The 26,329-nt window shown below is 56.2% G+C and carries 15 protein-coding genes; 3 read left to right on the forward strand and 12 right to left on the reverse strand.

The features are described from left to right. Nucleotides 1-5: 5 nt before the first annotated feature. On the reverse strand, nt 6-584 hold the full coding sequence (locus R70723_RS24635; RefSeq protein WP_039876368.1) for a TetR/AcrR family transcriptional regulator: 579 nt from the start codon (nt 582-584) through the stop codon (nt 6-8). 273 nt (nt 585-857) lie between these two features. Here R70723_RS24635 and R70723_RS24640 point away from each other — a divergent pair, with 273 nt between their 5' ends. Then, entirely contained in the window at nt 858-2,006 is a 1,149-nt protein-coding gene (locus R70723_RS24640; protein ID WP_081957603.1) for an MFS transporter, read from the forward strand. Between the two features lie 123 nt (nt 2,007-2,129). Here the strand turns inward: R70723_RS24640 and R70723_RS24645 are convergent, their stop codons facing one another. From R70723_RS24645 to R70723_RS24685, 9 genes are all read right to left on the reverse strand, one after another. Further along, nucleotides 2,130-4,523, reverse strand: coding sequence for a GH36-type glycosyl hydrolase domain-containing protein (locus R70723_RS24645; protein WP_039876369.1), 2,394 nt, complete (start codon nt 4,521-4,523; stop codon nt 2,130-2,132). A gap of 31 nt (nt 4,524-4,554) precedes the next feature. Continuing rightward, nucleotides 4,555-8,766, reverse strand: a complete 4,212-nt coding sequence (locus R70723_RS24650; protein WP_039876370.1) for a glycoside hydrolase family 2 protein — start codon at nt 8,764-8,766, stop codon at nt 4,555-4,557. Further along, on the reverse strand, nt 8,759-9,442 hold the full coding sequence (locus tag R70723_RS24655; RefSeq protein WP_039876373.1) for a hypothetical protein: 684 nt from the start codon (nt 9,440-9,442) through the stop codon (nt 8,759-8,761). The genes R70723_RS24650 and R70723_RS24655 overlap by 8 nt, the downstream gene beginning before the upstream one ends. Before the next feature lie 753 nt (nt 9,443-10,195). Beyond that, a complete protein-coding gene (locus tag R70723_RS24660) occupies nt 10,196-13,975 on the reverse strand; it encodes an Ig-like domain-containing protein (protein ID WP_039876374.1) in 3,780 nt (1,259 codons plus the stop codon). Nucleotides 13,976-14,086: 111 nt separating this feature from the next. Next, entirely contained in the window at nt 14,087-15,634 is a 1,548-nt protein-coding gene (locus R70723_RS24665) for an ABC transporter substrate-binding protein (protein WP_039876376.1), read from the reverse strand. Between the two features lie 36 nt (nt 15,635-15,670). Further along, a complete protein-coding gene (locus R70723_RS24670; protein ID WP_039876379.1) occupies nt 15,671-16,579 on the reverse strand; it encodes a carbohydrate ABC transporter permease in 909 nt (302 codons plus the stop codon). Then, nucleotides 16,573-17,559, reverse strand: a complete 987-nt coding sequence (locus tag R70723_RS24675; protein WP_039876382.1) for an ABC transporter permease — start codon at nt 17,557-17,559, stop codon at nt 16,573-16,575. Before R70723_RS24675 ends, R70723_RS24670 begins: the two co-directional genes overlap by 7 nt. 237 nt (nt 17,560-17,796) lie before the next feature. Beyond that, nucleotides 17,797-20,142, reverse strand: a complete 2,346-nt coding sequence (locus R70723_RS24680; RefSeq protein WP_039876386.1) for an AraC family transcriptional regulator — start codon at nt 20,140-20,142, stop codon at nt 17,797-17,799. 108 nt (nt 20,143-20,250) lie between these two features. Then, on the reverse strand, nt 20,251-20,964 hold the full coding sequence (locus tag R70723_RS24685; protein ID WP_052421458.1) for a GDSL-type esterase/lipase family protein: 714 nt from the start codon (nt 20,962-20,964) through the stop codon (nt 20,251-20,253). A 129-nt stretch (nt 20,965-21,093) separates the two neighbouring features. Between R70723_RS24685 and R70723_RS24690 the strand changes: the two genes are divergently transcribed. After that, nucleotides 21,094-21,972, forward strand: coding sequence for a helix-turn-helix domain-containing protein (locus R70723_RS24690; RefSeq protein ID WP_052421459.1), 879 nt, complete (start codon nt 21,094-21,096; stop codon nt 21,970-21,972). Here the strand turns inward: R70723_RS24690 and R70723_RS24695 are convergent, their stop codons facing one another. After that, a complete protein-coding gene (locus R70723_RS24695) occupies nt 21,973-22,878 on the reverse strand; it encodes a helix-turn-helix transcriptional regulator (RefSeq protein ID WP_039876389.1) in 906 nt (301 codons plus the stop codon). A 133-nt stretch (nt 22,879-23,011) separates the two neighbouring features. Here R70723_RS24695 and R70723_RS24700 point away from each other — a divergent pair, with 133 nt between their 5' ends. Then, the gene (locus R70723_RS24700) at nt 23,012-25,000 is read left to right on the forward strand and encodes an alpha-amylase family protein (protein WP_039876393.1); all 1,989 of its coding nucleotides are present in this window, start codon (nt 23,012-23,014) and stop codon (nt 24,998-25,000) included. A gap of 455 nt (nt 25,001-25,455) precedes the next feature. Here the strand turns inward: R70723_RS24700 and R70723_RS24705 are convergent, their stop codons facing one another. Further along, nucleotides 25,456-26,250 (reverse strand): SDR family NAD(P)-dependent oxidoreductase, encoded by a 795-nt coding sequence (locus R70723_RS24705; protein ID WP_039876396.1) that lies wholly within the window; start codon nt 26,248-26,250, stop codon nt 25,456-25,458. Between the last annotated feature and the right edge of the window lie 79 nt (nt 26,251-26,329).

The following is a 26,329-nucleotide window of genomic DNA, read 5'->3' on the forward strand; positions in this document are numbered from 1 at the left end:
GCTCATTACAAATGGGACAACGATACCTCAACCGCATTATCGACAAAAGACCGGTCGGGCCGGGACTTCAGCAATACCGTGATACCGATTAAGGATACAACGAGACTTTGAGCCAGAGCTTTGGCGTTTGTCTCTTGATTTAGCTCGCCTGACCGGATGCCGCGCTCGAGCGTTTCTTGAAACAGGACGGCAAGGTACATCTGATGCTCCCGCGTAATAATTTCAAATTTCTCATCATGAGGCGACAGCTCGACCATTGTATTGATGCAAAAGCACCCCAGGCTCCCCTCCCCCGCGTACTCCTCGTCAACTAAATTTTTGAAATAATTACGAAAGGCTTCCCGGACAGAATGGTTACTTTCAAGCTTCTTCCGTATCCTTGCGGCGTGCCATTGGGTGTACTTGCGCAGAGTGGTTTCAAACAGCTGTTTTTTATCGCCAAAAGCTAAATAAAGACTGGGCCGCTGAATCGCCATGGCCGAGGTTAAATCGTTAATAGAAGTAGCCTCATAGCCCTTCTCCCAAAAAACACGCATCGCCGCTTGAAGCACCTTTTCCTCGTCAAACTCCCTGAGCCGGACCATTGTTCACCCTCCATATCATACTACTTGGTATATTAAAAATTCTATAATTACGCCGTCGGATTGTCAAACTCCTCTTAAAATTCGCCTTGACTATGTTTATTAAAGGAGTTATTTTTATTCCATGCTTTTTGTACCGATCAGTATATTATACTGTAAAGTACATTTACCATGAGAGGAGTGTGAAACCATTTGGGCAAGCTGCAAATTAGCGAAAAGGCGAGGATAAAAAAGGGAACGGGGAAACCCGGCACAACTGCCGGACGGCCTGCATCAATGCAGCGTAGTGTAACTTTATTATTCGCCATAGCCTGCGGGCTGTCTGTTGCAAATGTGTATTACGCCCAGCCGCTGCTGGATGTCATCGCGGAGGAGTTCGCTATAGCCCCTTCATCCGTTGGTATTGTTATCACGGTTACCCAAATTTGTTATGCGGTTGGCCTTTTTTTGCTGGTGCCCCTTGGCGATATTCTTAACAAGCGGCTGCTGATTCCCGGTCAGATGCTTTTATCCGTGCTGGCCTTATCTGCGATCTCCTTCGCGCCGGATGTCAGCGTGTTTTTTTCGGGGCTGGCCATTGTGGGGCTATTGGCCGTTGTTACACAAACATTAGTTGCTTATGCTGCAACGTTAGCCGCCCCCTCCGAAAGAGGGCGTACGGTTGGAATGGTAACCGGCGGGGTTGTCATTGGTATTTTGCTGGCGAGAACCGCTGCAGGAGTACTGACGGACGTAGCAGGCTGGCGCTCGGTCTATCTTCTGTCCGCAGTCTGTATTCTTGCAATTGCAATAATGCTGCTGCGGATCATGCCTCAGGAGGAGCGAAAAACCACCCTTAACTATTTCCAGCTGCTGCGTTCCGTACTGGGCATGTATAAAGAAGAGCGTATTTTGCGTATCCGCTCCTTGCTTTGCATGTTCATTTTTGCCGCTTTCAGCATCTTGTGGACTTCACTTGTGTTACCGCTCAGCCAGCCTCCGCTGTCACTGTCTCACTCTGCCATCGGAGCCTTCGGCTTAGCCGGAGTTGCCGGGGCGTTAGGGGCAACCCGTGCCGGACGGCTGGCCGACCGCGGATATGGACAAATCACAACCGGAATTGCGCTCGTGCTGCTCCTCTTTTCCTGGCTGCCTATCAGCTATACGGAGCGCTCCCTGGCAGCGCTTGTTATCGGAATCTTAGTTCTGGACATGGCTGTTCAGGCGGTACATGTTACGAATCAGAGTATGATTTTTAATGTGCGTCCCGAGGCCCGCAGCCGTCTCACCGCCGCTTATATGATCTTTTATTCAATCGGCAGCTCAGCCGGCTCTATTGCCGCAACAGGCATGTACGCCTATGCCGGGTGGAACGGAGTATGCTGGCTCGGAGCCGGTGTAAGTGCACTTGCTCTATTATTCTGGGCCATAACCAGACGTAAATAATTAAGCAGGCAGCAACCACAAAGAACCGCCCTTAGGCAAATGGAAGGCTAAACAGCCATTTTGCTTAAGGGCGGTATGCTCAAACACTAAATACAGTCCGTTGAATAAGATAAGCCTGTTGTTCTACAGAACGACCTCAACCTTGACGGATGAGCGTCCGGGATATGCAGGAAGTATGTTGCCTTCCAGCAGTACGCCGTCGGCGGTGATGCTTTTGACACCTTTGCAGACCTTATTGGCATTGGTAACCGAGATATCGTAGACGCAGCCCCGGAAACGCCGCTTGACCGTGAACCCTTCCCAGTCAGCCGGAATGCACGGGTCGATGGACAGCCCATTCAATACCGGCTTTACCCCGAGAATATACTGGGTAACAGCCACGTACATCCAGGCAGCGGTACCGGTCAGCCAGGAGACGTTAGCCAATCCGAACTTGTCGGACTCCGGCCCGAACAGGTTGGAGGCATAGACATAAGGCTCGGCTTTGTAGCGCCACAAGCCCGCTTTGTCCATGGCAACATTCGGCAGCAGCTGGCGGTAATATTTATAAGCCAGATCCCCGCGGCCCAGCAGGCATTCCGCGATAATCGCCCAGGTGTTGGCGTGGCAGAAGACAGCTCCGTTCTCTCCAGTCCCCTTGTTGTAATTGGTCAGAGGGTCGGCAGGATCGGGGAAGGTGGTGATGGACGGGTGGATTTTTTTGATGCCGAGCTCGGTGTCCAGCATTTCCCGCACACTGTCCATCGCCTGCAGCCCCTTATCGACGTCTGCCATACCGGAGATGGTGGCCCAGGTCTGGGCGTTAAGCCAGATTTTGGCCTCGTCGTGTTCATCGCTGCCGAGGAACCGGCCGTCATCCATGATCGCCCGGCGGAACCAGCGGCCGTCCCAGCCGATGCTGTTGACCAGCTCACGCTGAAGCTCATACATTGCCCCGTACCGGACGGTATCCTCCGGATGCCCGGCAGCCGCGGCAAGGTCAATCATCCGCAGCAGTACGGTTCCGAGCTGCATCGAGGTCCAGATGCTTTCCCCTTTTCCCTCGCGGCAGACCCGGAACAGCTGGTCATTCCAGTCCGAGCGCAGCATCAGCGGAAAACCACGGGAGCCAAGCTGGGAGGCCGTAAAATCTATAGCCGCCCGTAGATGCTCATATACTGTACCCTCACCGCCGTCATAATAAGGCACCTTTGCCTGCAGGAACGCAGCATCCCCTGTCTCCGCCAGCAGGTCCCAGGCCGAAAGCGCCGTCCACAGATGATCATCCGAGTGAATGCTCGTTACTGGCTCCCAGCCCTCGTTCGGGAAGAAATAATGGTTCACATGCCCGTCCCTGTACTGCTGGCCGAGCAGCAGCTTCAGCTTGTCTAAAGCAAGCTCCGTATCAAAGGGCACAACCGAGAGTATATCCTGGGCCGTATCCCGGTAGCCTACACCGCGGAACGTCCCGGTCGCATAAAAGGAAATATTGCGTGAAAATAAAAAGTTGCGGTGCGCCTGATACGGATTCCAGATATTGATCATCCGCTCGGCGTCCTGATCCGGCAGCCGGCTCTCCCAGGCGCCCAGGTAGCCGGACCAGTTCTCCTTTAGCGCCTGGAAGGAGGCTTCTACAAATCCGGCTTCCCTGGAATGGAATATAGCCCGCGACACCTCCGTCTCATCAGTTGCCGTACCGAGAAACACATTGATCGTCCGGCTCTCTCCCGGCTGAAGCGTAACATTGAACTGCAGCGCGCCGCACGGGTCGCCGCCCAGCAGCGTCGATCCGGTACAGCCGCCATTCTCGATTGCGGCCGGATTGGTTTCACTGCGGTAGCTGCCGATAAACTCCTCACGGTCACCGTCATAGCCGGCAAGCGGTGTATCCGCAGCCAGATAGACAAGCGGCGTCTCCTCAGGCTTCGGCTGGTTCTCCACCCCGTAACGGTAGACCAGGGCCTCACCCTCATGATACTGCACAGACACCTGATGCTTGTTATAGCACTGCCACTGCAGCTCACGCATAAATTCCATCATCCCGAATTCAGCGTAAGCGTAGACCTTCAGCTCTTTTGCTTCGGTCCCTTCATTAGTCAGGTTCAGATTCCAGATCAGCGAGTTCTCATGCGGTCCGACAAAATACACCGTCCGGGCCGCGATACCGCCGCGCTTTGCCTCAAAGCGGGTGTAGCCCATCCCGTGGGCGCTTTTCCATTCCTCGGGCTTATCCAGGGCGGGCTCGCTGGTCGGGCACCAGTAGCTGCCCGTCTTGGCATCCTGAACATAGATGTACGGGCCGGAACGGTCCATCGGCAGATGGAAGAAACGGTAGCGTGTAATCCGCCAGATCTGGGGCGACTTATAAAATGCCACCCCTCCGCCGGCATGCGACAGCATCGTATGGAAGGTGCCGTTCGACAGATAGTTCATCCACGGCGTCGGCATGTCATGCCGCTTGAATTCGACCTCTTTTTCCTCATCCCTGAAGGTATAGTATGCTTTCGAATCGTTATTTCTGGTAAGCTCCGCATTCACCGGGCTTCAGCTCCTCTATAATGTAATGGGGTTATTTCGGCTCGACCTCATCCAGGGTCAGACGGTATTCCAGGCCCTTCATGTAGGTGCCATCCCGGTTCAAAAAGGTCAGGCCGAACGCCAGATCTCCGCCCGTTCCCTGCAGGATGGCGATCAGCCGGTTAAGCCCGGTCTGCAGCGTAAGCTCCCGTTCCGGCTCAGCTGCAAGCTCACCGTTCAGGTAGATTTCATAGGGGACGTCCGTGTTGATCCGCAGCCGGCCCGGGTAATGCTGAGCAGCCTTCCCTGCTTGTTCGGGAACATGTACAAAACAGCTCAGAAACCAGCGGTTATCCCCTGCATTTGCTATGCGAAGAGTGCCGTCGCCGGGGCGGCGCTCTTTTTTCTGCATCCAGCCGTACAGGCCTTCACCCAGATTATTTAATGAAAATTCCGGGTCAATGTAGTACGCCTTCATCTCTTCATAATTAATGTGGGGCAGGCATGGCAGGGCCATCATCGTTTCTACGGCCCACTCCCCGTCCCCCTTCACGCTGTCCAGCAGGCCGTCATCAAAGGACGCGCTTAGATTGGCCAGCAGCCGGGTATACAGGCGGACCGCCTTGTCATTGCCGGGATCAGTCAGCAGCTGGGAGCAGATTACAGCCCCTTTGCCTAACTTGACTTCAGCCACGAAGGTTCCCGCAGGGCGGGCCTTTCTGCGGTTCAGCTCGACCAGTGCCAGCCGGCTGTATTCAGCCGTGTAGCCATGCACGAAATAGTCCTTCCAGGCTGTTCCCTCAACGCTTGTGCAGAGTGCGTCCGCACCGGCAATGTCCAGGCTATGCGCAGCCAGCACATGGTTCCTGACCTCGCGCGGCGACAAAAACACCTTGTCGAAGCCGAACAGGTCGACAGGGCTGAACCCCTGCACGGCGGCGTAATCATATTCCGCCGCCAGGTGGTACGCCTCGTGCGGCTGTACGCGCACGGGCCGGTCCAGCAGGCTGCCGAGCGCCGCCTGCTGCCCTGGCTCAGCCGGCAGCAGCACCAGCTGCCCGCCGGCCTCGGCGTAGTGCCGGAGCGCCGCGGCTGTGCCCGGCGCTTCAAGCATGCAGGCTTCGGCTATAATTAAGCCGAAGTCCTGCAGGTTCTGGCGCGCCGCTGCGTCAGGCGCGCCCGGCAGTGCCGGCGCTGGGGCCTCCAGCGCCGTGTACCGCAGCCGCAGCCCCGCCAGGAGGGCTGCGGCCTCACCGCCGGCGCGGACCAGCGCGGCGGCGGACTTGCCGGGGCGCGCCAGCGGCGCCCCGGGGAGGGGCTGGCATGCGCCGGCGGTGCCCCCGGCGTGGGCCAGCAGGTTCCGCAGCAGCAGGCAGGCCTGCGGGACTTGCTCCAGATTGGCCATCAGCTCCAGCTGATTGGCCAGGAGCAGGCCCGCTCCGCTGCGGTACTCCAGCAGCGGCGACCACAGATCGCCGCCGTCGCCGAAATCGCCCGAGCTGCATTCCAGCAGCAGGGTGAAAGCGCCGGTCACCGGCTTCTCGAAGGCCGCGCGGATGATTGGCAGCGGCCCTTCTTCACGCAGCTCCGCGTGCCAGAACATGAGGCTGCTGTCGTCGAAGCCCTCCAGCACCGGATGCCGGTAGCTGCCGGCATGGGCGCGGAGGAATGGCCGCCGTGAGAGCGGCAGCCTGCCGGGCGACAAGCTGCTCTGCTCCAGCAGCAGCACCCGTCCGCCCCGCGCGGCGAAGGCCTGCAGCCCGGCCTCAAGCGTGCCGTCCGTATCCTCCGCATAGCTGCCGATAATCAGCAGCGAGCCGGGAGCAAGTCCGGACACCTCAGCGGAGTCCACCCTCTTACAGCCCGCAACCAGCCTGCGGATATAAGCAAAATCAGCGTCTGATCCGTAATAGGCTGCCTGCCGCCGCAGGTTCAGCGGCTGCTCCAGCAGGCCTGCGGACACCATTCTGTATTCCAGACGCAGCTCATGCAGCTGCTGTCCGTTATGGAACAAAAGTGCCGTCAGCTCTGCCTGTTCCCCGTCACCGGCCGGAAGAGGCATCCACTCCAGCCCGATGACCTTATGTTCGGCAGGCTGTTGAACGAACTGGAAGGTCTGCTCATGGATGCTCTTGCCGCCCTGGCGGATCACGACCTCAACCCGGACATCCTGGCTTGAATACGTATCGTTATAAACATCAAAACTGCGGACAACCGGCTTATCATCATAAAACCAGCTGTTGTATTCAGCCGCCATAATCGTTACGGGCTTGAAGGCTTCAGCCATAATGGCAAAGGCGGGGTTGGGAATATACAGCGGATATTCCTCCGGCAGCATGCCGTTGTTAATCGTCAGTGAATAGGCAGGGACCGTCTTCGGTTTCACTCCTGGCGTAGCCGGATCAGCAAACGGCAGTACCAGTTCCCGTTCCGGCATCGCCCGCATGAAATAATGGGCGAAATTAAAGGTAGATATGCCGGATACCCCTTGCCGTCTGGCATACTCCACAAACAGCCGCTCCTTCTGGGCCAGCCCCGCAGTGCTCTCATCCGTTCCCCGGTAGACCTCAAGGCCGGTGTACATGCTGCTGTTCTGCGGGCAGATATACCACCAGCCGCCGTGTTCCCCGAACGTCAGCGGAGCCGTCCGGTCCCATTGGCTGATGGTCCCGTCGATGTTATAGTGGCGGCTCTCCACCTCCGTATGCTCCTTGGCCAGCAGCCGGTTGTCCCCTTCGGCGATGATCAGCCGGGTAGGGTCAAGCCTGCGGATCTCCTCCATCAGGCCGGGCATGTGCAGCTTGAAGCCGTCCCGCCCGTCCACCCAGCGCATTTCATTCTGCAGGCTCCAGAGGATGACGGACGGATGGTTTTTGTCACGCCGGACCAGCCGCCGCACATGCTGCCGGCAGTTCTCCACATATGCCGGATGGTCAGCCAGCATCGATTTGCCCGAGCCGTAAATCGCGGTCTCGTCAACAATCAGCATGCCTTCCTCATCGGCAATGCGCAGATAATCAGCCGGATAAGGCTCGGCATGCAGCCGGATGCTGTTAATGCCAACGCTGCGGCAGATCCGGTACCAGTTGCGGATATACGCCTCTGTCATCTGCAGTCCGCCCTGAAAATGCCAGGAGTCACCGCGCAGATTGACCGGAATGCCGTTCAGCATAAACTGCGGCCCTTCGCTCCAAAATTCGCGGAAGCCAAAATCCTCAGTGTAACGGTCAACAACCGTCTCGCCCTCCAGCAGCTCCAGCACCGCAGTGTAGAGAAACGGCTGATCCGGACTCCACAGCCTGGCACTGTCCCAATCCAGCTGGAGGGAGGCGCTGTATACAGCTCCGTCCTGCGCGTTCTCACAAAGTCTGAGCTTCCGGGCAGCCTTCGCATCTGTAGGCTTAGCCGTATTTTCCACGGACAGGACCGGACCGGCAGCAGCTCCCGGTACTCCCCCGGCTCCAAGCTCATTCAGCTCTTTCAGCCCTTCCGGCTCCCCAGTATGCTCATCTATTCCCCGCACATCAGGCCCTTCCGCGCCGTTCTCACCCCGCCGCAGCACGACCTTCTCCCAGACGCTCAGCCTTACCTTTAACGGACCTCGGCCAGCCGCAGCTTCCTCCGCCCCGGCTGCAACCGCCTGAACCTCTAACCGCCCTTCCCTGACAGAGGTGCGGATCGTTACATCCTCCAGCGCAAGCACAGGATAGCCTTCCAGATACACATCCTGCCAGATGCCCCGGCTGATTCTGCCGTACCAGGAGCCCATCAGTCCGGTGATCTTGGACGTTCCATTCGGCAGGAGGACTGTATCAAAGCTGCTGCACACCACCTGCAGCTGATGCTCCCGTCCCTGCTCCACCATGGAAGTGATATCGAGCCTGAGCGGAAGATAGCCGTCTTCCCATATACCTGCTTCCTGGCCGTCTATGTAGATGACAGCCTTCTGCATAATCCCGTCCAGCCGCAGCACGATCCGCTGTCCCGCCATGCTCTCCGGAACCCGGAAGCTGCGGTGCAGCACTCCTGACTCAGCGGAGTCCCACTCCTCCGGGTAACCGTACAGGTCAAACGGTGCATAATCATATTCCGGGATTTTCCCGAAGGTTTTGCCATCCGGCTGCGGATAGGTCCGTCTCCAGCTGGAGGGTACCAGCACCTTACATTCTTCGTACACGATGGTTTCCGGCAGACTGCGGCATTGCGGCTGATCGTACAGGGGCATGAAATCCCACTCCCCGTTCAGGCAAAACAAATTACGCATGCCGCACCCCCTGCTTTCCGCTCAGAGAGCGCAGCTCAAGCAGCAGCTCCATGTTCTTCCACAGCTCCTGCCCAACCGGCGCACCTTCCCATCTCATAAAATGCGGCTCCATCACTTCTCCCCAATTATCGGGACGCAGCGAGGTTTTCAGCTTGCCTTCATAGGGGGTAGGCTCCCAGGTATCCGGCTTCTCGGCATAAAAAAACAGCACATTCTCATGCAGCCCGATAATCCCGTACTTATCCCCGTCCCCCGGCCGCTCCTCTTGATACTGATAGTGATAGTAAATGTAGCTTGCCGCCGCTTCCGGCTTCAGCATAGCCAGCCGGCCATAAGGCCTGCCAGCAGCGTTCCGCCGCTGCCAATGCTCAGCCGACACAGGCTGCTGGTAATGAAAAATATCGGTCAACGGTGCCCAGCGCCGTCCCTGCTCCCCTCCCGGCCAGACTTCGAGCCTCTGTGAGGCATCCGGCAGCAGCAGCTCCGGTATAACTGGTTCTGCCAGGCACTCATAATACAGAAACAGCTGTTTACCGGCGGCAAACAGGCTTAAATGATCCACACGCAGACCTACCATCGCTTCTTGAAATGAAGCAGTGAGTTCACCGCTCCCGAAAAAAGCAGCAGCCTCCTTCTCTTCCCCGAGCCATTCGGCCCTATACAAACAGCGCTTCATGCTGCACCTCCCAAACGTTGTGTTCTTCTTCATGTTACCGCATACAACCTTGCATCGCCTTGACGATGCTGCCCTTGTTTAGCATGATAACGACATCTGCTACCCCACTATTAGGTAAGGATTTCAGCGCCTGACCACTCTAGCTATCGCAGGCCTAATTAACGGGATTTCTACCGTTATTTCAGTCTCCTCCAGCCATCGCAGGCAAATTAACGGGATTTTTACCGTTATTTCTGCCCCCTCCAGCTATCGCAGGCCTAATTAACGGGATTTCTACCGTTATTCCGGCCCTCTCCAGCCATCGCAGGCCGATTTAACGGGATTTTTACCGTTATTTCTGCCCACTCCAGCCATCACAGGCCTAATTAACGGGATTTCTACCGTTATTCCGGCCCTCTCCAGCCATCGCAGTCCGATTTAACGGGATTTCTACCGTTATTTCCACCCACTCCAGCCATCGCAGGCTGATTTAACGGGATTTCTACCGTTATTTCTGCCCTCTCCAGCCACGGCAGGCTGATTTAACGGGATTTCTACCATTAATATCATCCAGATTCAACGTTTCTCTCCCCGTCTCAGCCCTTCCTCCCTACTTTTCCAGCCCTCTTGCTCCTACACACTCCTCACCAAATCTCCCCCGCCCTTCCCTGCTCCTACCCACTCCCACTAACTCTCCCCGCTCTTCCGTTACCCCAGAAACCAAAAAGCCCTCCCCGCAGGGAGGGCTCGGAGGACCCAGCAAGCCTCAACCATTCAAGGCATAACCGAGAACACAATGTCGTCGAACAGCATATAGTCAAAGCCGCTGGTGTAGAAGCCGACCTTGCCCGAAGGCCGGTGGCCCGGATCGCTGCCGGCCAGCCTTAGCGCGCCGTCTACATATACGCTGATATCGCCGTCCTTGGCCGTCAGCTTCACCGTATATTCCGTATCCGGCTGCAGGTCATGCCCCGGCAGGACGGACTCGGTCAGCTTCAGCCAGGCAGTATTGTACAGAATCCAGGCCGAGGTGCCGTCTGCCCGGGTCCGGTAGCCGATCCGGGTCGAGCCGGCGCTGTCCTGGCGGTCAAAGAGATAGAGAATCCCGTTATCCGGCATCACGGACGGTGTCTTCAGTTTGAACTCCAGCTGGTAGGACGTAAAGCTGCGCTCGAGCAGCGCAGTAGCCCCGTTCAGCAGCTTGTAACGCCGGTTCCCGTCAGGATCGGCAGAAATGCTGCGGTTAGGGTCCACCGGCCAGCCGTTGCCGCCGTTCTCAAAGGTAGTCTCATGCATGATATTAGAGACGGTTACGGCAATATCTGCCTTAATCAGCGGATTTGCCACTGATACCGCTGTAATTACTGTGTTTCCTTCATACACGGCGCTGACGACTCCTGTGTGATCTACAGCAGCTACCGCCGGGTTGGCCGACTGCCAGGTAACTCCCGTGTCAGGCGTATCCGAAGGATCGAAGGACAGGTGCAGCTGCTGCTGTTCCCCGGCGGCAAGCCGCACCTCTCTCTCCGCCGGAATGATTCCGGCCAGCTCCGTGGTCGGGGCCTTGAACTGAATGTCATCGAACAGCATGTGGCTGACATTATTGACGTAGAAGCCGACCTTCCCCGCCGCATTATGTCCGGGGTCATTGCCTTTCAGGCGGAATTCCCCGTCGAGATAGAGGCTGATGTCTCCGCCTTTTACGAGCATTTTGACGTTATATTCCGTATCCGGCAGCAGGTCATTCTCTGGCAGCTTCACTTCCTTCAGCACTGTCCAGGCTGAATTGTAGAGCAGCCAGGCCGAGCTGCCGTCAGCCCGCGTCTTATAACCGATCCGGCTGGAGCCGCTGCCGGCCTGCCGGTCAAACACATATAGGGTCACATTGTCGCCCATCACCGCCGGCGTTTTCAGCCGGAAGCTCAGCTCATATTCGGAGAAGCTTTTGGCGCTGAGTGACGAGGCCCCGTTCAGCACCTTGTACCAGCGGTTCCCGCCGATCTTCTCGATGCTGCGGTAGGCATCCTGGCTCCAGCCGTTCGCCCCCGATTCGAAATTGGTGAAATCCATTACGCCGTCGCCCGCCTCCACGGTCACGCTAACCTGGGCTGTAAGCAGCGGATTTTCCGCTGAAGCCACCGTAATCACCGTGCTGCCTACAACCGCTCCTCCGGTAACGACACCAGCACTGTCCACGGATGCGACAGCAGGATCAGCAGAGGTAAAGGTCAGCGCAGGATGATCCGCATTCCACGGCAGAACCGCCGTGCGCAGCTTGACTGTTTTCCAGCGGTCTACTTTAACCGCATTATCGTAAACCACTACCTCCTGTACTGGATAGCTACCCGCTCCTGCAGTTGTGCCCGCTTTGCCGTTGATGCCGATGTCGGCGAACGGAATGTCCGGGAAGCCCGGTATGGCACTGAATACCTCTGCATCCGGACGCAGAGACAGATCTCCTCCGGCCAGATTGGTGAAGCCAGGGTCTGCTGTGGTTACCCAGTTATCCGCATATTGCACCAGCCCGAATTTGTCATACGCCCCGTACACATTGGTGGTTACACTGCGCGTTACCACCGGATTGTAAATGACATTTCCCTGGAACGTGTTGGTATCAGGATAATAACGGTTTTCCGTGAAAAAGTCCGCCAGCTCGGGATACTTCGCCATGTAAGGCGTACCTGTAAAATTGTTGTTCGCTGCGAACAGCGCCTGCCACTTTGGCATGTAATTTAACGGCACCTGGTCATCCGGCTCGTCGCCGAGGTACAGGTCGGCATAATCGTACGGAATTTTGCTGTCGATAAAAATATTGTTCCGGGTCTGGATGTGTGCGCCGCCGTTATTTTTAATGGCCGAATTGCCCATTTTATAAAAAATATTCTCGTCAATGGTCAGCCCCATCGTGAAGTTGTCGGGATAGACGCCCTCTACCCCCGCCTTGCTCTCCCCGATGTTATGGAAGTAGTTGCGCTTAATGACGGTGCCCCGCTCATGGGGCTGCTCGCCCGCATTCATATAGATCGCGCCGAGGTCGGAAAAGGTGGTGCACACATCATAGATCTCGTTATAATCCACGGTGTGGTCGTTGCCGAAGATCAGCACGCCGGGATGGGGCGCGTCATGCAGCTCGTTATGTGACATCCGGTTGCCGACACCGGATAGCAGAACCCCCGGATTATAAGCCTTGTGGTAATAGGCAAAATCATGGATATGCGAGTTCTCCACGGCGTTGTTTCCCGGCTGCAGTGTTGTTTTGTTGCCGCCTGTCAATGTAACGGCCGTGCCGCCGATATGATGGATATGGGTGCTGATAATGTCGTGATCGGTTCCGGGTGCGCCTTCAAAGTTGTTATAGTAGAAACGGCTTTGCGTATTGATCAGTACGCCGCTGTTGTTGAAATTGCGGATCTCGCTGTTCAGGATACGCATATGGCTGCCGCCCATGAATACCGCAGCCGAATCGCGGCCGTTCTCCAGCACAAGCTCCGAGAAGTCGATGTATGAGGCGTTGAGCGCGTTGATCATTGGTGTTTTGAGCATCGTGACTTCAATATCCGGGTCTGCTGAAGCTGTAAAGCTGGCATTGGGCAGGAAGTACAGCTTGCCTGCGGTACGGTCGATGTAATACTCACCGGGCATGTCGATCTCTTCAAGCAGATTTTGCGCAAAATGAAAATCCGGATACCAGTTCTTGAACAGCCCGCTCATCTCCCCGTAACGGAGGGTGATCGTTTTGGCGGCTGTATCGATTGAGGCGATTTTGTTGTACGACCATTCCCAGCTGTAGCCGAAAATCCCGTCCAGCCAGATATCCTCAGCCTCTGTCCAGTACTGGGGCCGGTCATACGTGTAGGTAAAGGTGCCGCCGCGCGTGTGAACCTCCCCGTTCGGATCACGCCGCGTCGGACCCGGATCAATAATTTCATCCATCTGGACAGTGGACTCATTAGGCCAGCGGGCCAGTGTCATCCCTTCCCCGGCCACATACAGCTCCATCGGCGGCACCTCGCTCAGATCATTCGCCAGATAATAGCCGTGGCGGCTGAGCTGGCCGTAATCGGTAATGCCCAGCGCTGCCAGATCGGCAGCCAGCACCTTGGTTCTCGCATCCGGGCTGATAATGCGGCTAAGTATTGCCGAATCAGTGACCGGGACGAATGCCGACTTCGCCAGGTGCTTAGAGCCGGATAACGTTACGGACTCTCCCGGATAAGCCGTGTAAATGATAGGCTTGCCCGCTTCACCTGAATCCTGCTGGCGCAGCTCGAAGCTTGCGGTCCGCTCATACCGGCCTTCGCGCAGCATGACCGTTACTCCGCCCTCCGGCAGCCCGTCCTCCGTTTTCAGCGTACGGATGGTGTCACGCGCTTTTTCCAGCGTCAGAAACGGGGCATTCAGCGTCCCACTATTGGAATCGCTTCCATTTGTAGCTACATAAAACGTCATTCCAGGATTTGTACCTTCCGCAGACACAGAAGACGTTACGGCCGGAACGGGGATCGTCATGAACAGCAGACCAGCCATAAGCGCTGCAAGCAACCTTTTTTTCACCAAAGCTCCTCTTCCTTTCGGATTAAAATAAGAACGGCCCTGCCAGCATGTTTAAATGGGCAAAGCCGTCAATGAGCAGCAGGTTTCTCCAGTATTGCAGTGTCTCTAGTCTTACTTCTTCAAGCCTTTATCCTTCAGGAACTGCTCGAATTGCTTCGTTACTTCCGCCACGTATTTCTCTTCGCCTGCTTCCTTCAGCTTGCCGTACAGCGCAGGCCAGGTTTCTTCAAAATCCAGTGTGCCTGTAACCAGCCCGCGCTTATATTCGCCCCAGACAGCGTTCAGGTTGGCGATCTCTGTATTGACCGGCTCGGAGTTGAACTTGAAGGCGCCGACAGGATTGACCTCGGAATCGGAATTGATCTTCTTCGTCTCTTCCCAGACATTCTCCGGCTGGCCTTCCTTCAGGTAGGAGTTGAAGACGCTGCCAAAAACCCAGTCCATATTCGGCACATAACGCGAATCCGCGAGTGCCTTGATGTAGTCACCTGTTGTCTTCTCGTAGTGGACACCTTCTACGCCGTTGCAGAGCAGATTGTACAGCTCCTTGTCGGTATTCACCAGATTCAGCAGCATCATGGCCCGTTCAGGATTCGCAGCCGTGCGGCTGATCGACTGGTTGGTCGTTGCCGAATAGCCGTTGGAGAACCAGTCGCTCAGCGGAACCGTAATGACCTCGTTGCCTCCGTTTTTGGCCTTTACCTCTGCCTCAACACCCGGCTTGAGCGTAACGTTGAAGTCAACGGCAATCTGGCCTTTGGTCAGATAATCGTTCATTTTTTCTGTAGCGGCATCTTTGTAGATATAGCCTTCCTTATACCATTTGCTGGCCAGCCGGAAATTGTCGAGCTCCTCCTCCGGGTAACGGTGCAGCGTGTAAGTTGGATCATCGGTTTTGATATAGAAATGGTCATCCAGGCCGGGAACTACCCAGTACTGGTCATCATGCGACTGCGGATTGATAAAGGAGGTGCCGAATACGCCGAATGGAATAATGTCCGGCTCGTTCTGCTTGATTTGGGCCAGGAACGGCTCGATATCGGCGAGCTTTTTGATGGAAGCGGTATCAAGATTGTACTTGTCGGCAAAACGCTTCTGGATAATGAACCCGTAACGCGAGCCGTTGATCTGCTGGTTCGGAATCCCGTAGATTTCCCCGTCCACCGAGAGACCGTCCCACATCACCTGCGGCACATCGGCCTTCAGCTCAGGAGCATATTGATCTAGCAGATTATCCATCGGCTGAATGGCGCCTTTGCGGACCAGCTCCTCCGGCTTCAGCATGTACCCGGTCCAGAGAATGTCGAACTTCTCGCCTGCGGCCAGCACCGTGTTCATCTTCTGCACATAATCCCCGACAGCGACCGGCATCAGCTTGACTGTGGCATTGATTTTTTCCTTCACAATCTTGTTGACTTCCTCCTGCACCTTGGCCTGGTCGGCCTGCAGCTGCGACAGCGGATAATACCAGGTCAGCTCGACCGGCTTCAGCTCCTCTGTACCGGAATCCGTAGCCGGAGCTGCCGTCTGCGCGCCTTCCGTGGCAGTGCCCTCTGCACTGTTCCCGTTGTTTCCATTGTTGCCGTTACCGCCGCAGGCGCTAAGCACCGATGCTGCCAGCAATACGAGCGCCAGAACTCCAAACAGCCTTTTTTTCATGTGTGTGACCTCCTGTACTTTGTACATGATTGTATGTTAACCCTTTAGGGAGCCAACCGTAAGCCCTTTGACAAAAAAACGCTGGAAAAACGGGAAGATCACCAGCATCGGACCGCCGGCCAGCACCGCAATCGCCATCCGCGCCGAGCTGTTCGGGAAGCTGGACAAATCAATGCCAAGCTGTCCGGTAAACTCTGAATTGGTTGTGAGAAACTCAATACTGTTGAGCGTGCGCACCAGCAGCAGCTGCAGCGGCACCTTATTCGGATCATCGATATAGAGCATCGCGTTAAACCATTCGTTCCAGTAGGTGAAGGAAATCAGCAGGCCCAGTGTCGCCAGCGCCGGAGTGGAGAGCGGCAGAATGATCCGGAAAAAGATGCGGAACTCCCGCGCCCCGTCGATTTTGGCCGATTCAATGATCTCCAGCGGAATCTTGGACATGAACCCTTTCATGACCATGATGTTGAACGGGGACAGGAGGATCGGCAGAATCAGCGCCCACAGACTGTCCTTCAGATGCAGGTATTGCGTAATGAGGATGTAGGAGGGAACGAGCCCGCCGCTGAACAGCATCGTAAAAAACACATAAAAGGTGGTCACCCGGTTATACCGGTAATCCTGCCGGGAAATAACGTACGCGGTCATCGCGGTCAGCAGCAGTCCTAATAGCGCTCCGACTATGGTTATGGTGATGGTCACCCCGTAAGCACGGAACAGGATATCCGGGGCGTCCAGCAGATAGCGGTAGGCGTCCAGACTGAATGTTTCCGGGATGAACTGGTATCCGTTGGCGGTCAGCGACTTTTCGTCCGTCAGCGACACGGCAACGACCAGCAGAAACGGCAGAATGACTATAAGCGAGAGCACCGTAAACAGCAGGTTAATGAACAGCTTGGAGAATTCGAATTTTTTTCGGGCCACTGTCTGGCACCTCCTTACCATAGAGAGTTATCGGGATCGACTTTGCGCACAATGCCGTTGGCCGTCAGCACCAGCACCAGCCCGACAACCGACTGGTAGAAGCCTGTAGCCGCAGACATGCTCACATTGCCGACTTCACGCAGCGCACGGTACACATAAGTATCAATAATATCTGTAGAGCCGTAGAGAAAGCCTGAATTGTTCGGGATAAAATAGTGCAGGCCGAAGTCGCCGCGGAACATATTGCCGATGGACAGGATCAGCATGATGATGATGATCGGAGCCATGAGCGGGATGGTGATTTTGAACGCCATCTGCCGTTTGGTTGCCCCGTCAATCCGCGCCGCCTCGTAATATTCACTGTTGATTCCAATAATGCCGGCAAAATAAATCAGCGTGTTGAAGCCAACCACCTTCCATAATTGCACCAGGATGAGGATAAACGGCCACGGCGCGGAATCCTGATACCAGCTGACCGGATCAAGGCCGAACGATTCCAGCGTGCGGTTGATGAAGCCGTCGGAATGGTTCAGAAAGGCGTAAGCGACATACCCGACCAGTACCCATGACAGAAAATGGGGCAGAAACAGCGCCGTCTGATAGAACTTGCTCACTTTGGCCTTGATTTCGTTCATCAGGATCGCCAGCAGCAGCGCCGCCGAGGTCCCCACCAGAATATAAGCGGTATTATAAAGAACGGTGTTGCGGGTAATCCGCCATGCTGTATCGGTGGTGAACAAATAACGAAAATTATCCAGCCCTACCCACTCGCTGCCGAAGATGCCCAGATCATAGCGGTAGTTTTTGAAGGCGATAATCAGGCCGATCATGGGAATATAGGCAAAAATCAATTTGTACAAAATCCCCGGCAGGGAGAGCAGAAACAGCTCACGGTTGTTCTTAAAATGATGCAGCTCTCTTCCCGCCCATGACTTCCCGCGCTTTCCCGGCGGCGCACCCGCTTGTGCCCCCTGCCCGGTGAGTGAAACGTTCTTCTGCATAACCAAAGCCCCTTCCTTTCTTCGTTAACGGCTGCCTGTGTGTCAGGCTTTGCATGGCCTTAGAATAGCGCAGCAGCAGGCATTTACGGTACTGTACAATCGCAAGAATGCTGTAAATCCGGGCTGTACAGTTCCCTGATTTCTGTTCCGGGCAGAGGCGTGCTGCCGCTGTGCGGCAAAAGGCCAAAAAGGCCCGCTGAATGAAAAAATCTCACTCGCGGGCCCGGCACTCCGTTCTTATTTGCTGCGGTCAATGGCTGATTTCAGGCGGTATTCCTTCGGGGTCGTCCCGTATCGGCGTTTGAACAGCCGGTAAAAATAGCTTTCGTTGCCGAAGCCGACCTTCTCCATAATCTCTGTCACGGTCAAATCCTTCTGCTCCAGATAATCCCTGGCATAGGCCAGGCGAGCCGCATTGATCTGGTCAACCACCGTTATACCCTCCTGCGCCTTGAACACCTGGCCCAGATAAACGGAGCTCATCTTCAGCATGTCGGCAATCCGCTGCACATTGAGATCCGGGTCGGCATAGTGCCGGTCGATAATCTCCTTCACGGTTTCGGCCAGCAGACGGCTCTTGTCCTCGCGGCCGCTCCGCCGCTGCTCGGCAACCTCGCGCACGACCTCCAGCAGCACGGCTTCTATTTCGTCAAGCGTCTCTTTCTCCAGAATCCGCCGGTTAATCGCCTGCAGATTGACGGATACGGGATTGACGTTATGGCTGTTCATCTCACCTAATGTGTTGCTCAGGGTAACTGCCAGATGCAGCACCGCCGAGAACATATTCTCGTAGCTGAAGCTGCCGAGCAGCTCCCGCCAGCTGCGGATCGCCTGCTCCGTCTCCTGCAGATCGCCGCCCTTCAGCCCTTCCATCAGCTGCCGCTCCAGCTCCTGCGGGATGCGCAGCGTCTCATTCTGCTCATTCTCAAGCAGATTCTCCGGCTCAAGCACCGCCCCCTTGCCGTAGATCATCCGGTAATGGGAATGGCGGACCGCCAGATTATAATACCGGGTAATGCTGCGGTAGTCCGTAAACACATCACTGAGCGTAACCGTAAAGGTAATGCGGTAATAAGTCTGAACCGTTTGCTGAAGCTCTCTGAATTTCTCGCCCAGCTGCTCCAGCGCCCCGGCTCCGCCGCTTTCACTGCCTCCACCTGCTGCGCTTTCCCTGCTGCCTACGATAAAGACGAGATGCCCGCTTTTCATGTCTACAGCTTCGCATGAACCGTCCTGGCGCAGCAGTTCCTGGCCGATATTGGCGATGGCAAAATACAGCAGGGACTCCATCGCAGCGCCCTGGCCGGCGGCAAGCCCCTGAAGATCGTCAATCTGCACCAGAGCCAGCCGCAGCGGGGCCGGATAAGCAATATCTAAGCCATACTGCTCCCTGATCTGCAGGAACGCACTCTCGTCTACACTCCCGCTTGCCCCGACCAGGCTGCGCAGCTGGTACACCTTGGCGATATTCGACTGTGAGGCCCGCTCCTGCTCAAGCCCCTTCAGCTTGCCGATCATCTCGGTTACATTGGCCGCAATCAGCGACAGCTCATCCTGGCCCTGCGGGGCACCGCGTTCATTCTGCGGCACCAGCGTCAGCAGCTGGCCCACCGGCTTATACAGCCGCAGTGAAAAGAACACGGACAGCATGACCGCAAGCAGAACCACAGACAGCGTGACCGCCACCTCAGTCCACTTCATCTGCCGCACGCTGCCCAGCACCACATCATAATCCTGCAGGCTGACAATCTGCCAGTTATTCAGCGCCTTGCTTAAATAAGTGACCTTGTATTTCCGGTCTTCATGATTGTAGATAAAGGAATCCACCGGCTTCTCCGACGGCGTGAGCCGCGGCAGCAGATCCTGCCTGATGTTAAGCCCTGCTGGCAGCAGCCCGTCGGTCGAAATCAGCACCTCGCCCTCACTGTCGGTAATGAACAGCACATCATTTTGCCGCTCCGCCACCAGATTAAGCGCTTTCACGTTATCCAGCATCCAGTCCGGCTTCACCGTCAGAATCAGCACATTGTCATTAATGGAGCCCAGCGCCTCCCCGTCATAGAGAAAAAAGGCAAACACGTCGATCCCGTCGTTCTTGCCGTCAAGATCCAGAGGAATCAGCTGCAGCTTTGGCAGGTCGGACCTTGAGGCCATATAGCTCTCCAAAGCCCCATACAAGGTACTGTTATTAATGTCATGATTCAGTGACGAGAAGAACCGCTGCTGCGCGCCGTTATAAAAGACTGCGGCGTGCAGATACGGCGATGAGGCAACGGTATGATTCAATCGTTCAATTTTTAGAATGCTCTGCCTGTAATCTGCACCTGACTTCAGCGCGAGCAGCTCTTCGTCGTTGTACAGCGATACGGCCAAATCCCTCACGATGCCGTTCATATTCTCAACGTTATAGTTGATCTGGGTCAGCAGCTTCCGGTCAGCTTCATTCTGCAGGCTGAGCACCCGGCTGCGGGCACTGGCATTCAAAAAAAGCGAGGCAACAGCAAGTGTGGCAACCACCAGCATAAAGCTGAGCAAAATCCGCTGCAGATATTTGCGTGACCGGATCGTCTGGAGTACATTCATGGGTTCACTCCCCCTGCGCTTAGGTGACCTAACTATAATCCCGGCTGATTTTGCCTGTCAATCCGTCCTTTGGGTCACCTTTGGTTATTCCCGGCACACATCCGGCCATCATTCCGTCTCTGCACCAAAGAGCTCCTGTAAAAGCGTATGCGCTATAACTCCGTGACCCGAGGCATCCGGATGTATCCCGTCACCGTAACGGTAAGCGGCGTTAAGCGTCCGCTCCTGCCTGATGTGCTTCAGCAGCGGCGTGCGCAGGTCAATGACCTGATCAGCCGGACAGCCGCCGGATAACAGCCAGCCCGCATAATGCTCCAGCACCCGGTCGTAATCCTTGTAGGGTTCCAGATAGCTGAAGCCGTCCGCCTCCGCAGGCAGCAGCAGGCCGTTCATGGAGAGGGCATCGAACGGCGGCGGGGTCAGCAGAACCACCTTGGCTCCGGCTTCATGGATTTGTGCGCTCAGCCGCCTCATTCCGTCCTGATAGGCGGTGAATCTTTCAGCGGAGTAAGGATGATAGATTCCGTCATTCATTCCGTAACAGGCCACGACTACATCCGGGGAGGCTTCGGCAAGCTCCCTTGTGAGCCGCTCGTGGATACACGGCCGCGGAAACGGATGTGCCGCTTCGCTGAGTCCCGAGGCCGTCTCGCTCGGCACTCCCCATGCCGACAGCCGGACTCCTGGGTGCGGCCGGTGCTCCTTCAGCCATTCTCCGGCCAGCCGGATATATTGACCGTCAGCCGTGATGCTGTCTCCAAGAAACAGGACGTGCGGCTGTACGGAATTCTGGTTTTCTTTATCAGTAAATAAATGCAGCATGCTTTTCCCTCCTGACAATTACGCGAAGGCGTGTGGCTTCCCTTACGGCGGTATGCCCGCAACCTAATGGTAGCGCTGCCTGCCCTTTTCCGCCTTGACGATATCGCCCTTCCTTAGCATAATATTGCCATGACAACCAAATTATTAGCGCGGGACATCGGACTTGAGCCCGGATTTACCTTCCGGATCCAGAAATGTCCGCTGACGCATGATTACTATGTACACAGCCATGATTTTTCTGAGCTTGTCGTCATTCTGTCGGGAAGCGCCGTGCATATCATCGAAGGGAGAGAGTATCCGGTTACGGCCGGCCAGGTTTTTCTGATCCACAGCGGTGTTTCCCATGGTTACAAGAATGTCGAGGACATTGAGTATGTGAACGTTATGTTTCAGCCCGAGGAGCTGCTGCAGCAGCCCGAGCTCAGGCTGCTTCCGGGCTTCCAGGCGCTGTTCTACATCGAGCCCTTTTACCGTCAGGAGATGTATTTCAAAGGCATGCTTACGCTGGATGCCGAGCAGCTGCTGGAGGCTACACGGCTGCTTGATCTGATTCTGGGTGAACATGAGCGCAGGGAGGATGGCTACCGGCTGATGGTCCGCACCTATTTTACCGCCCTGGTGGGCATGCTCTCCCGTTATTATCAGAACAGCAGCGGGCGCGAGGACAACAAGGCGCTGCGGATCGGTGAGGCGGTTACCTATATTGAGGAGCATTTCCTTCAGCCGGTTACCCTGCAATCCATGGCAGATATGGCTTATATGTCAACCCGCCAGTTTCTGAGGGTCTTCACCCGTAACTACAAAACCACGCCCATGGACTATGTCATCCGCAAGCGGCTGGACTATTCCTGCACGCTGCTGCGGAATCCGGACCTTCCGGTATCCCGGGTGGCCATGGACAGCGGCTTCCATGACCAGAACTATTACGCCCGCCAGTTCCGCAAATTATATAACTGCACGCCAACCGAATACCGTGAACGGATCAGCGGCTCCGGGGAAGAGGGATAATTACTCCCTGCCCTCTCCTGCGGCGGCGGCTTCCTCCCGCTGGCGCTGCCGCCGCCGGTAGGCTGCTGGAGTCACGCCGAATCTTGCGCTGAACAGCCGGGTCAGATAATTCACATCACGGATGCCTATCCTTTCAGCAATATCCGATACACTGAGTACGGTACCGCTGAGCAGCTTCTTGGCTTCCTCCAGCCGCCGCTGCAGCACATACTGCAGCGGCGTTGTGCCGATATGCTGCTTCATGCATCTCGTAATATAATCCGCTTGGAAATGCAGCTCCTCCTGCAGCCCCGTCACCTGAAACGGCTCCTTCCAATGCCTGTCGAGATAAGCCGCCGCTGCCCGGGCCAGCCGGACCGCCGGCTCCGGCAGCGCCGTGCGGGCGCATTCCGCCTGCAGCGCCGCCATCAGCTCAGCCAGGAGAACGTGGAGCCGCAGGGCATTTTCGGCATTCAGCCGGCTGTGAATCTCGTTCATCTCATCCAGAATCGGCTCCAGCGCCTCTACGTCTACGGCAGCAAATTTCGGCATATACAGCCGCTGCTGCGCAGAGGGCTCCTCATCCTCTACCGTTCCTTTGGCCAGCAGTGCAGACCAGGGAATCTCCTCCTGCAGAATATAAGCCGGCTTCCCCTCATGGATGAAATGCACCCAGTAAATCTCCGTATCCTCTTCACATACCCGGTAGCCCTCGTGCGGCAGCCCTGCTTCAAGCACAAGCAGCCTGCCCGGGCCGATTGCATATTCCTTCCCCTGTTCAGCCATATAGAGCGTTCCTCGCTTAACCAGCAGCAGATCATATACCCCGAAGGTACGGGCAAAATGCCGGTCACCCGGCGACCAGACGGCCAGCCCCACCGTGACAAACTTTGGCAGCGGCGGAATCGTAAATTCCAGACAGAGCACTGTATCCCCTCCTTATCTCAAAGTCGGTTTTGTGCTATTTCAAGTCTATAATATCACTGGTAGCGCTTGCAGAAAAGAGGTACATTGACTGGGAATCGCTTTATATCCAATTTCTATAAGGGGCTGTTCATCCATGCGTTTCCGTCAGGTTCATCTCGACTTCCATACCTCCGAGGCCATTCCCGGCATCGGAAAAGATTTCAGCAAAGCCCAGTTCCAGTCCATGCTGCGCGCCGGCCATGTCGATTCCATCACTGTATTCTCCAAATGCCATCACGGCTGGGCCTACCATCCCAGCGAAGCCAATGAGATCCATCCGCATCTTGATTTCGATCTGCTGGGGGAAATGATTGAGGCTGCCCACGAAATAGGGGTCCGTACACCAGTCTATTTATCTGCCGGCCTGGACGAAAAGCTGGCCCGCCGTCATCCCGAATGGCTGATCCGCGACGCGGAGGACCGCACGCGCTGGGTGAAGGATTTCATGACGCCGGGCTACCATGAGTTCTGCCTGGGCACGCCTTATCTGGATATTCTGCTGGCCCAGCTTCATGAGGTGGTCACCCGTTACGATGCGGACGGCATCTTCCTCGACATCGTCGGCGCACGCAAATGCCGCTGCCAGTACTGCGTCGCTGCCCTGCTTGCAGAGGGCAAGGACCCGCGTGACGAAGACGCCGCCCGCCGCCTGGGCGAGCAGACTTACCTCAACTATGCGCGCCGCGTCCGCGAGACCATCGATGCCGTGAAGCCCGGCCTGCCGGTCTATCACAACAACGGCCATCAGCAGCGGGGCCGGCGGGACCTCGTCCATGTCAACACTCACCTTGAGCTGGAATCGCTCCCGACCGGGGGCTGGGGCTACGACCACTTTCCGCTGTCCGCCCGTTATGCCCAGCCGCTCGGCCTGGAATTTCTCGGCATGACCGGCAAATTTCATACCTCCTGGGGCGAATTCGGCGGCTACAAGCATCCGAACGCGCTGCGCTATGAAGCCGCGCTCAGCCTCGCCCACGGCGCGAAGTGCTCCATCGGCGACCAGCTTCACCCGTCCGGCCTGATGGATGAGGCCACTTATGCCCTGATCGGAGCCGCCTATACCGAGGTCGAGGCGAAGGAGCCGTGGTGCAGCGGCGTTACCTCCGTCGCCGACATCGCCGTCCTGTCCCTGGAGGCTGCGCGCGAAGCCTGCCCCGGCGGCGAGGCGCTGAAGGGGACACGCAACAATCTGGCCGATGCCGGAGCGGTGCGCATCCTGACCGAAGGCCATTATCTGTATGACATTGTCGATACAGATAGCGACTGGTCAGCATACAAGGTGCTGGTGCTGCCGGATGAGGTGCCGGTCTGGCCTGAGCTGGCGGCAGCTATTGCCGCCTTTACCTCCGCAGGCGGCAAAGTGCTGGCTACCGGCAGGTCCGGCCTGAACCCGGCCGGGGATGCTTTTGCGCTGGAGCTGGGAGTGAGCTGGCTGGGAACGAATACGTACCGCCCGTCCTATTTCCGTCCGCACTTCACTCCCGGTGCGCTGCAGCCCGCTTCCTTTGTTATGTACGGCGAGGGTCACCTGGTGGAGCTGAACGGCGGGAACTCCCTCGGCCATCTGGAGAATCCGTATTTCAACCGGGATGTCTTCACCTTCTGCTCGCATCAGCATACACCGGGTGCCCGTGAGGACAACGGGCCGGCCATGGTCGAAAGCGGCAGCGGAATCTACATCGCCTGGGATGTATTCAGCGAATATGCGGACGGCGGCCATCTTATTCTGAAGGCGATGGTGCTCCATGCGCTGTCCCGGCTGCTGCCGCAGCCAGTCCTCAGCACCAGCCTCCCGGCGCGGGGCATCACCACCCTGCAGTATCAGCAGGCTGAGCGCCGCTACGTGAATCACCTGCTCTATGCTGCTCCGGCGCTGAAGGGCCGCATCGAGGTGATCGAGGACATCGTGCCGCTGCGCGATATCTCCGTCAGCCTGCGGCTCCCGTCCGCTGCAGGCGTCAAGCGGGTCTATCTGGCCCCGGCGATGAGTGAGCTGCCGTTCACGGCAGACCAGGACGGCGGGATCACTTTCACTGTCCCGCAGCTTGAGAATCACCAGATGGCTGTGATCGAGCTGGCTTAGGGCAGTACAGGGATTACACCGCAGCACAAGCTCCCCTCTCCTTGCATGCAAAAGGCAGCAGCCCGAGACTAAATAGTCTAAGGCTGCTGCTTTTACTTACTATGTTTTTCGAATATCACCCGGAGGAGGATGCTCCCAGCAACATTTAGTTTGATTTTCGCCACCTAATTCCCTCATTCCCCCGAATCTGCAGTAATTAGCTGTAAAAACGCCAGTTAAATCGGGCAATTTACCGCTCCGCCAGCATTTCCGGCGAAATTAAGTAACCTTTTTCCAGCTAAAGTTCCGTTAGCAGGCTTCACCGGAGAATTAACTGACTATTTTCCAGTTAATTTTACTCTGATGAGCCTTTCCTGCATATCAGTCCCCGCAGAGAATGTTACCGGGAAACCGGCCGGATCATCTGCCTATTTTACCGCTGACTCCCTTTATATGAACGCTCTATCCTGACACCCTTAATAAATCGTCGGCACCATTCCCCCGTCCATCCGCACAGCCGAGCCTCTGAACGCCGCTCCGTAAGGGCTGCAGATAAAAGCCGCCAGCTTCCCGATCTCAGACGGTCTGATAAAGCGCTGGAGCTCCGACTGCGGCAGGTTCCCCGCCATGAATTTCTTTTCTTTTTCCTCGAAGGGGATATTGTCAGCGGCGTAGATTCCCTCAATGATCTGCTGCACATTTTCAGACAGTGTCGGTCCCGGCATGATCGTGTTGACTGTCACTTCAGTTCCTGCGGTCAATCTGGACAAGCTTCTGGAAAGGGAGAGCAGCGCCGATTTGGTCACTGCATACTGCGGCATCTGGCCTGAAGGCATGACCGCCTCCTCACTCGCAATAAAGATTACGCGGCCATTGTTATTCTCCAGCATCCTTGGCAGGTAGAATCTGCATAATGCGTTAGCGGCGAGCACATTCGTACGGAAATATTTTTCCCAGATTTCATCGGTTGCGTCGGCATAGCCCATGATTTCATAGATGCCCATATTGTTCACCAGAATGTCCACCTGCGGGTGCTGTTCAAACAAGGCTTCTCTCTGTGTAATATCTGTAAGGTCTGCAGCAGCTGCCTGCGGAGAAGTCTCCGGAAATGCCTTGCGGATCTCGTCCACAGTCCGTTCTGCTTCCTCCCGGCTTCTGCTGTTAATCAGTACATTCACGCCTTCGCTCGCCAGCTCCAGGGCAACCGCTTTGCCGATTCCCTTCGTTGATCCTGTTACTAAGGCCGTTTTTCCCTGCAAATTCATATCCATAGCGCATGTCTCCCCAATGATGTATTCCAGAACCTGAATGTTCCGTCAGGGATAATCATACTTTACCGGGAGTGCCGGG

Origin of the sequence: Paenibacillus sp. FSL R7-0273, assembly GCF_000758625.1 — a bacterium.
In the GTDB taxonomy this organism is placed as follows: domain Bacteria; phylum Bacillota; class Bacilli; order Paenibacillales; family Paenibacillaceae; genus Paenibacillus_AQ.

Coding starts and splice junctions, on each gene's coding strand:
- R70723_RS24650 (WP_039876370.1), bottom strand. CDS start 8,766: ATGCGTAATTTGTTTTGCCTGAACGGGGAGTGGGATTTCATGCCCCTG.
- R70723_RS24635 (WP_039876368.1), bottom strand. CDS start 584: ATGGTCCGGCTCAGGGAGTTTGACGAGGAAAAGGTGCTTCAAGCGGCG.
- R70723_RS24680 (WP_039876386.1), bottom strand. CDS start 20,142: ATGAATGTACTCCAGACGATCCGGTCACGCAAATATCTGCAGCGGATT.
- R70723_RS24705 (WP_039876396.1), bottom strand. CDS start 26,250: ATGGATATGAATTTGCAGGGAAAAACGGCCTTAGTAACAGGATCAACG.
- R70723_RS24655 (WP_039876373.1), bottom strand. CDS start 9,442: ATGAAGCGCTGTTTGTATAGGGCCGAATGGCTCGGGGAAGAGAAGGAG.
- R70723_RS24665 (WP_039876376.1), bottom strand. CDS start 15,634: ATGAAAAAAAGGCTGTTTGGAGTTCTGGCGCTCGTATTGCTGGCAGCA.
- R70723_RS24685 (WP_052421458.1), bottom strand. CDS start 20,964: ATGCTGCATTTATTTACTGATAAAGAAAACCAGAATTCCGTACAGCCG.
- R70723_RS24670 (WP_039876379.1), bottom strand. CDS start 16,579: ATGGTAAGGAGGTGCCAGACAGTGGCCCGAAAAAAATTCGAATTCTCC.
- R70723_RS24700 (WP_039876393.1), top strand. CDS start 23,012: ATGCGTTTCCGTCAGGTTCATCTCGACTTCCATACCTCCGAGGCCATT.
- R70723_RS24675 (WP_039876382.1), bottom strand. CDS start 17,559: ATGCAGAAGAACGTTTCACTCACCGGGCAGGGGGCACAAGCGGGTGCG.
- R70723_RS24690 (WP_052421459.1), top strand. CDS start 21,094: ATGACAACCAAATTATTAGCGCGGGACATCGGACTTGAGCCCGGATTT.
- R70723_RS24640 (WP_081957603.1), top strand. CDS start 858: ATGCAGCGTAGTGTAACTTTATTATTCGCCATAGCCTGCGGGCTGTCT.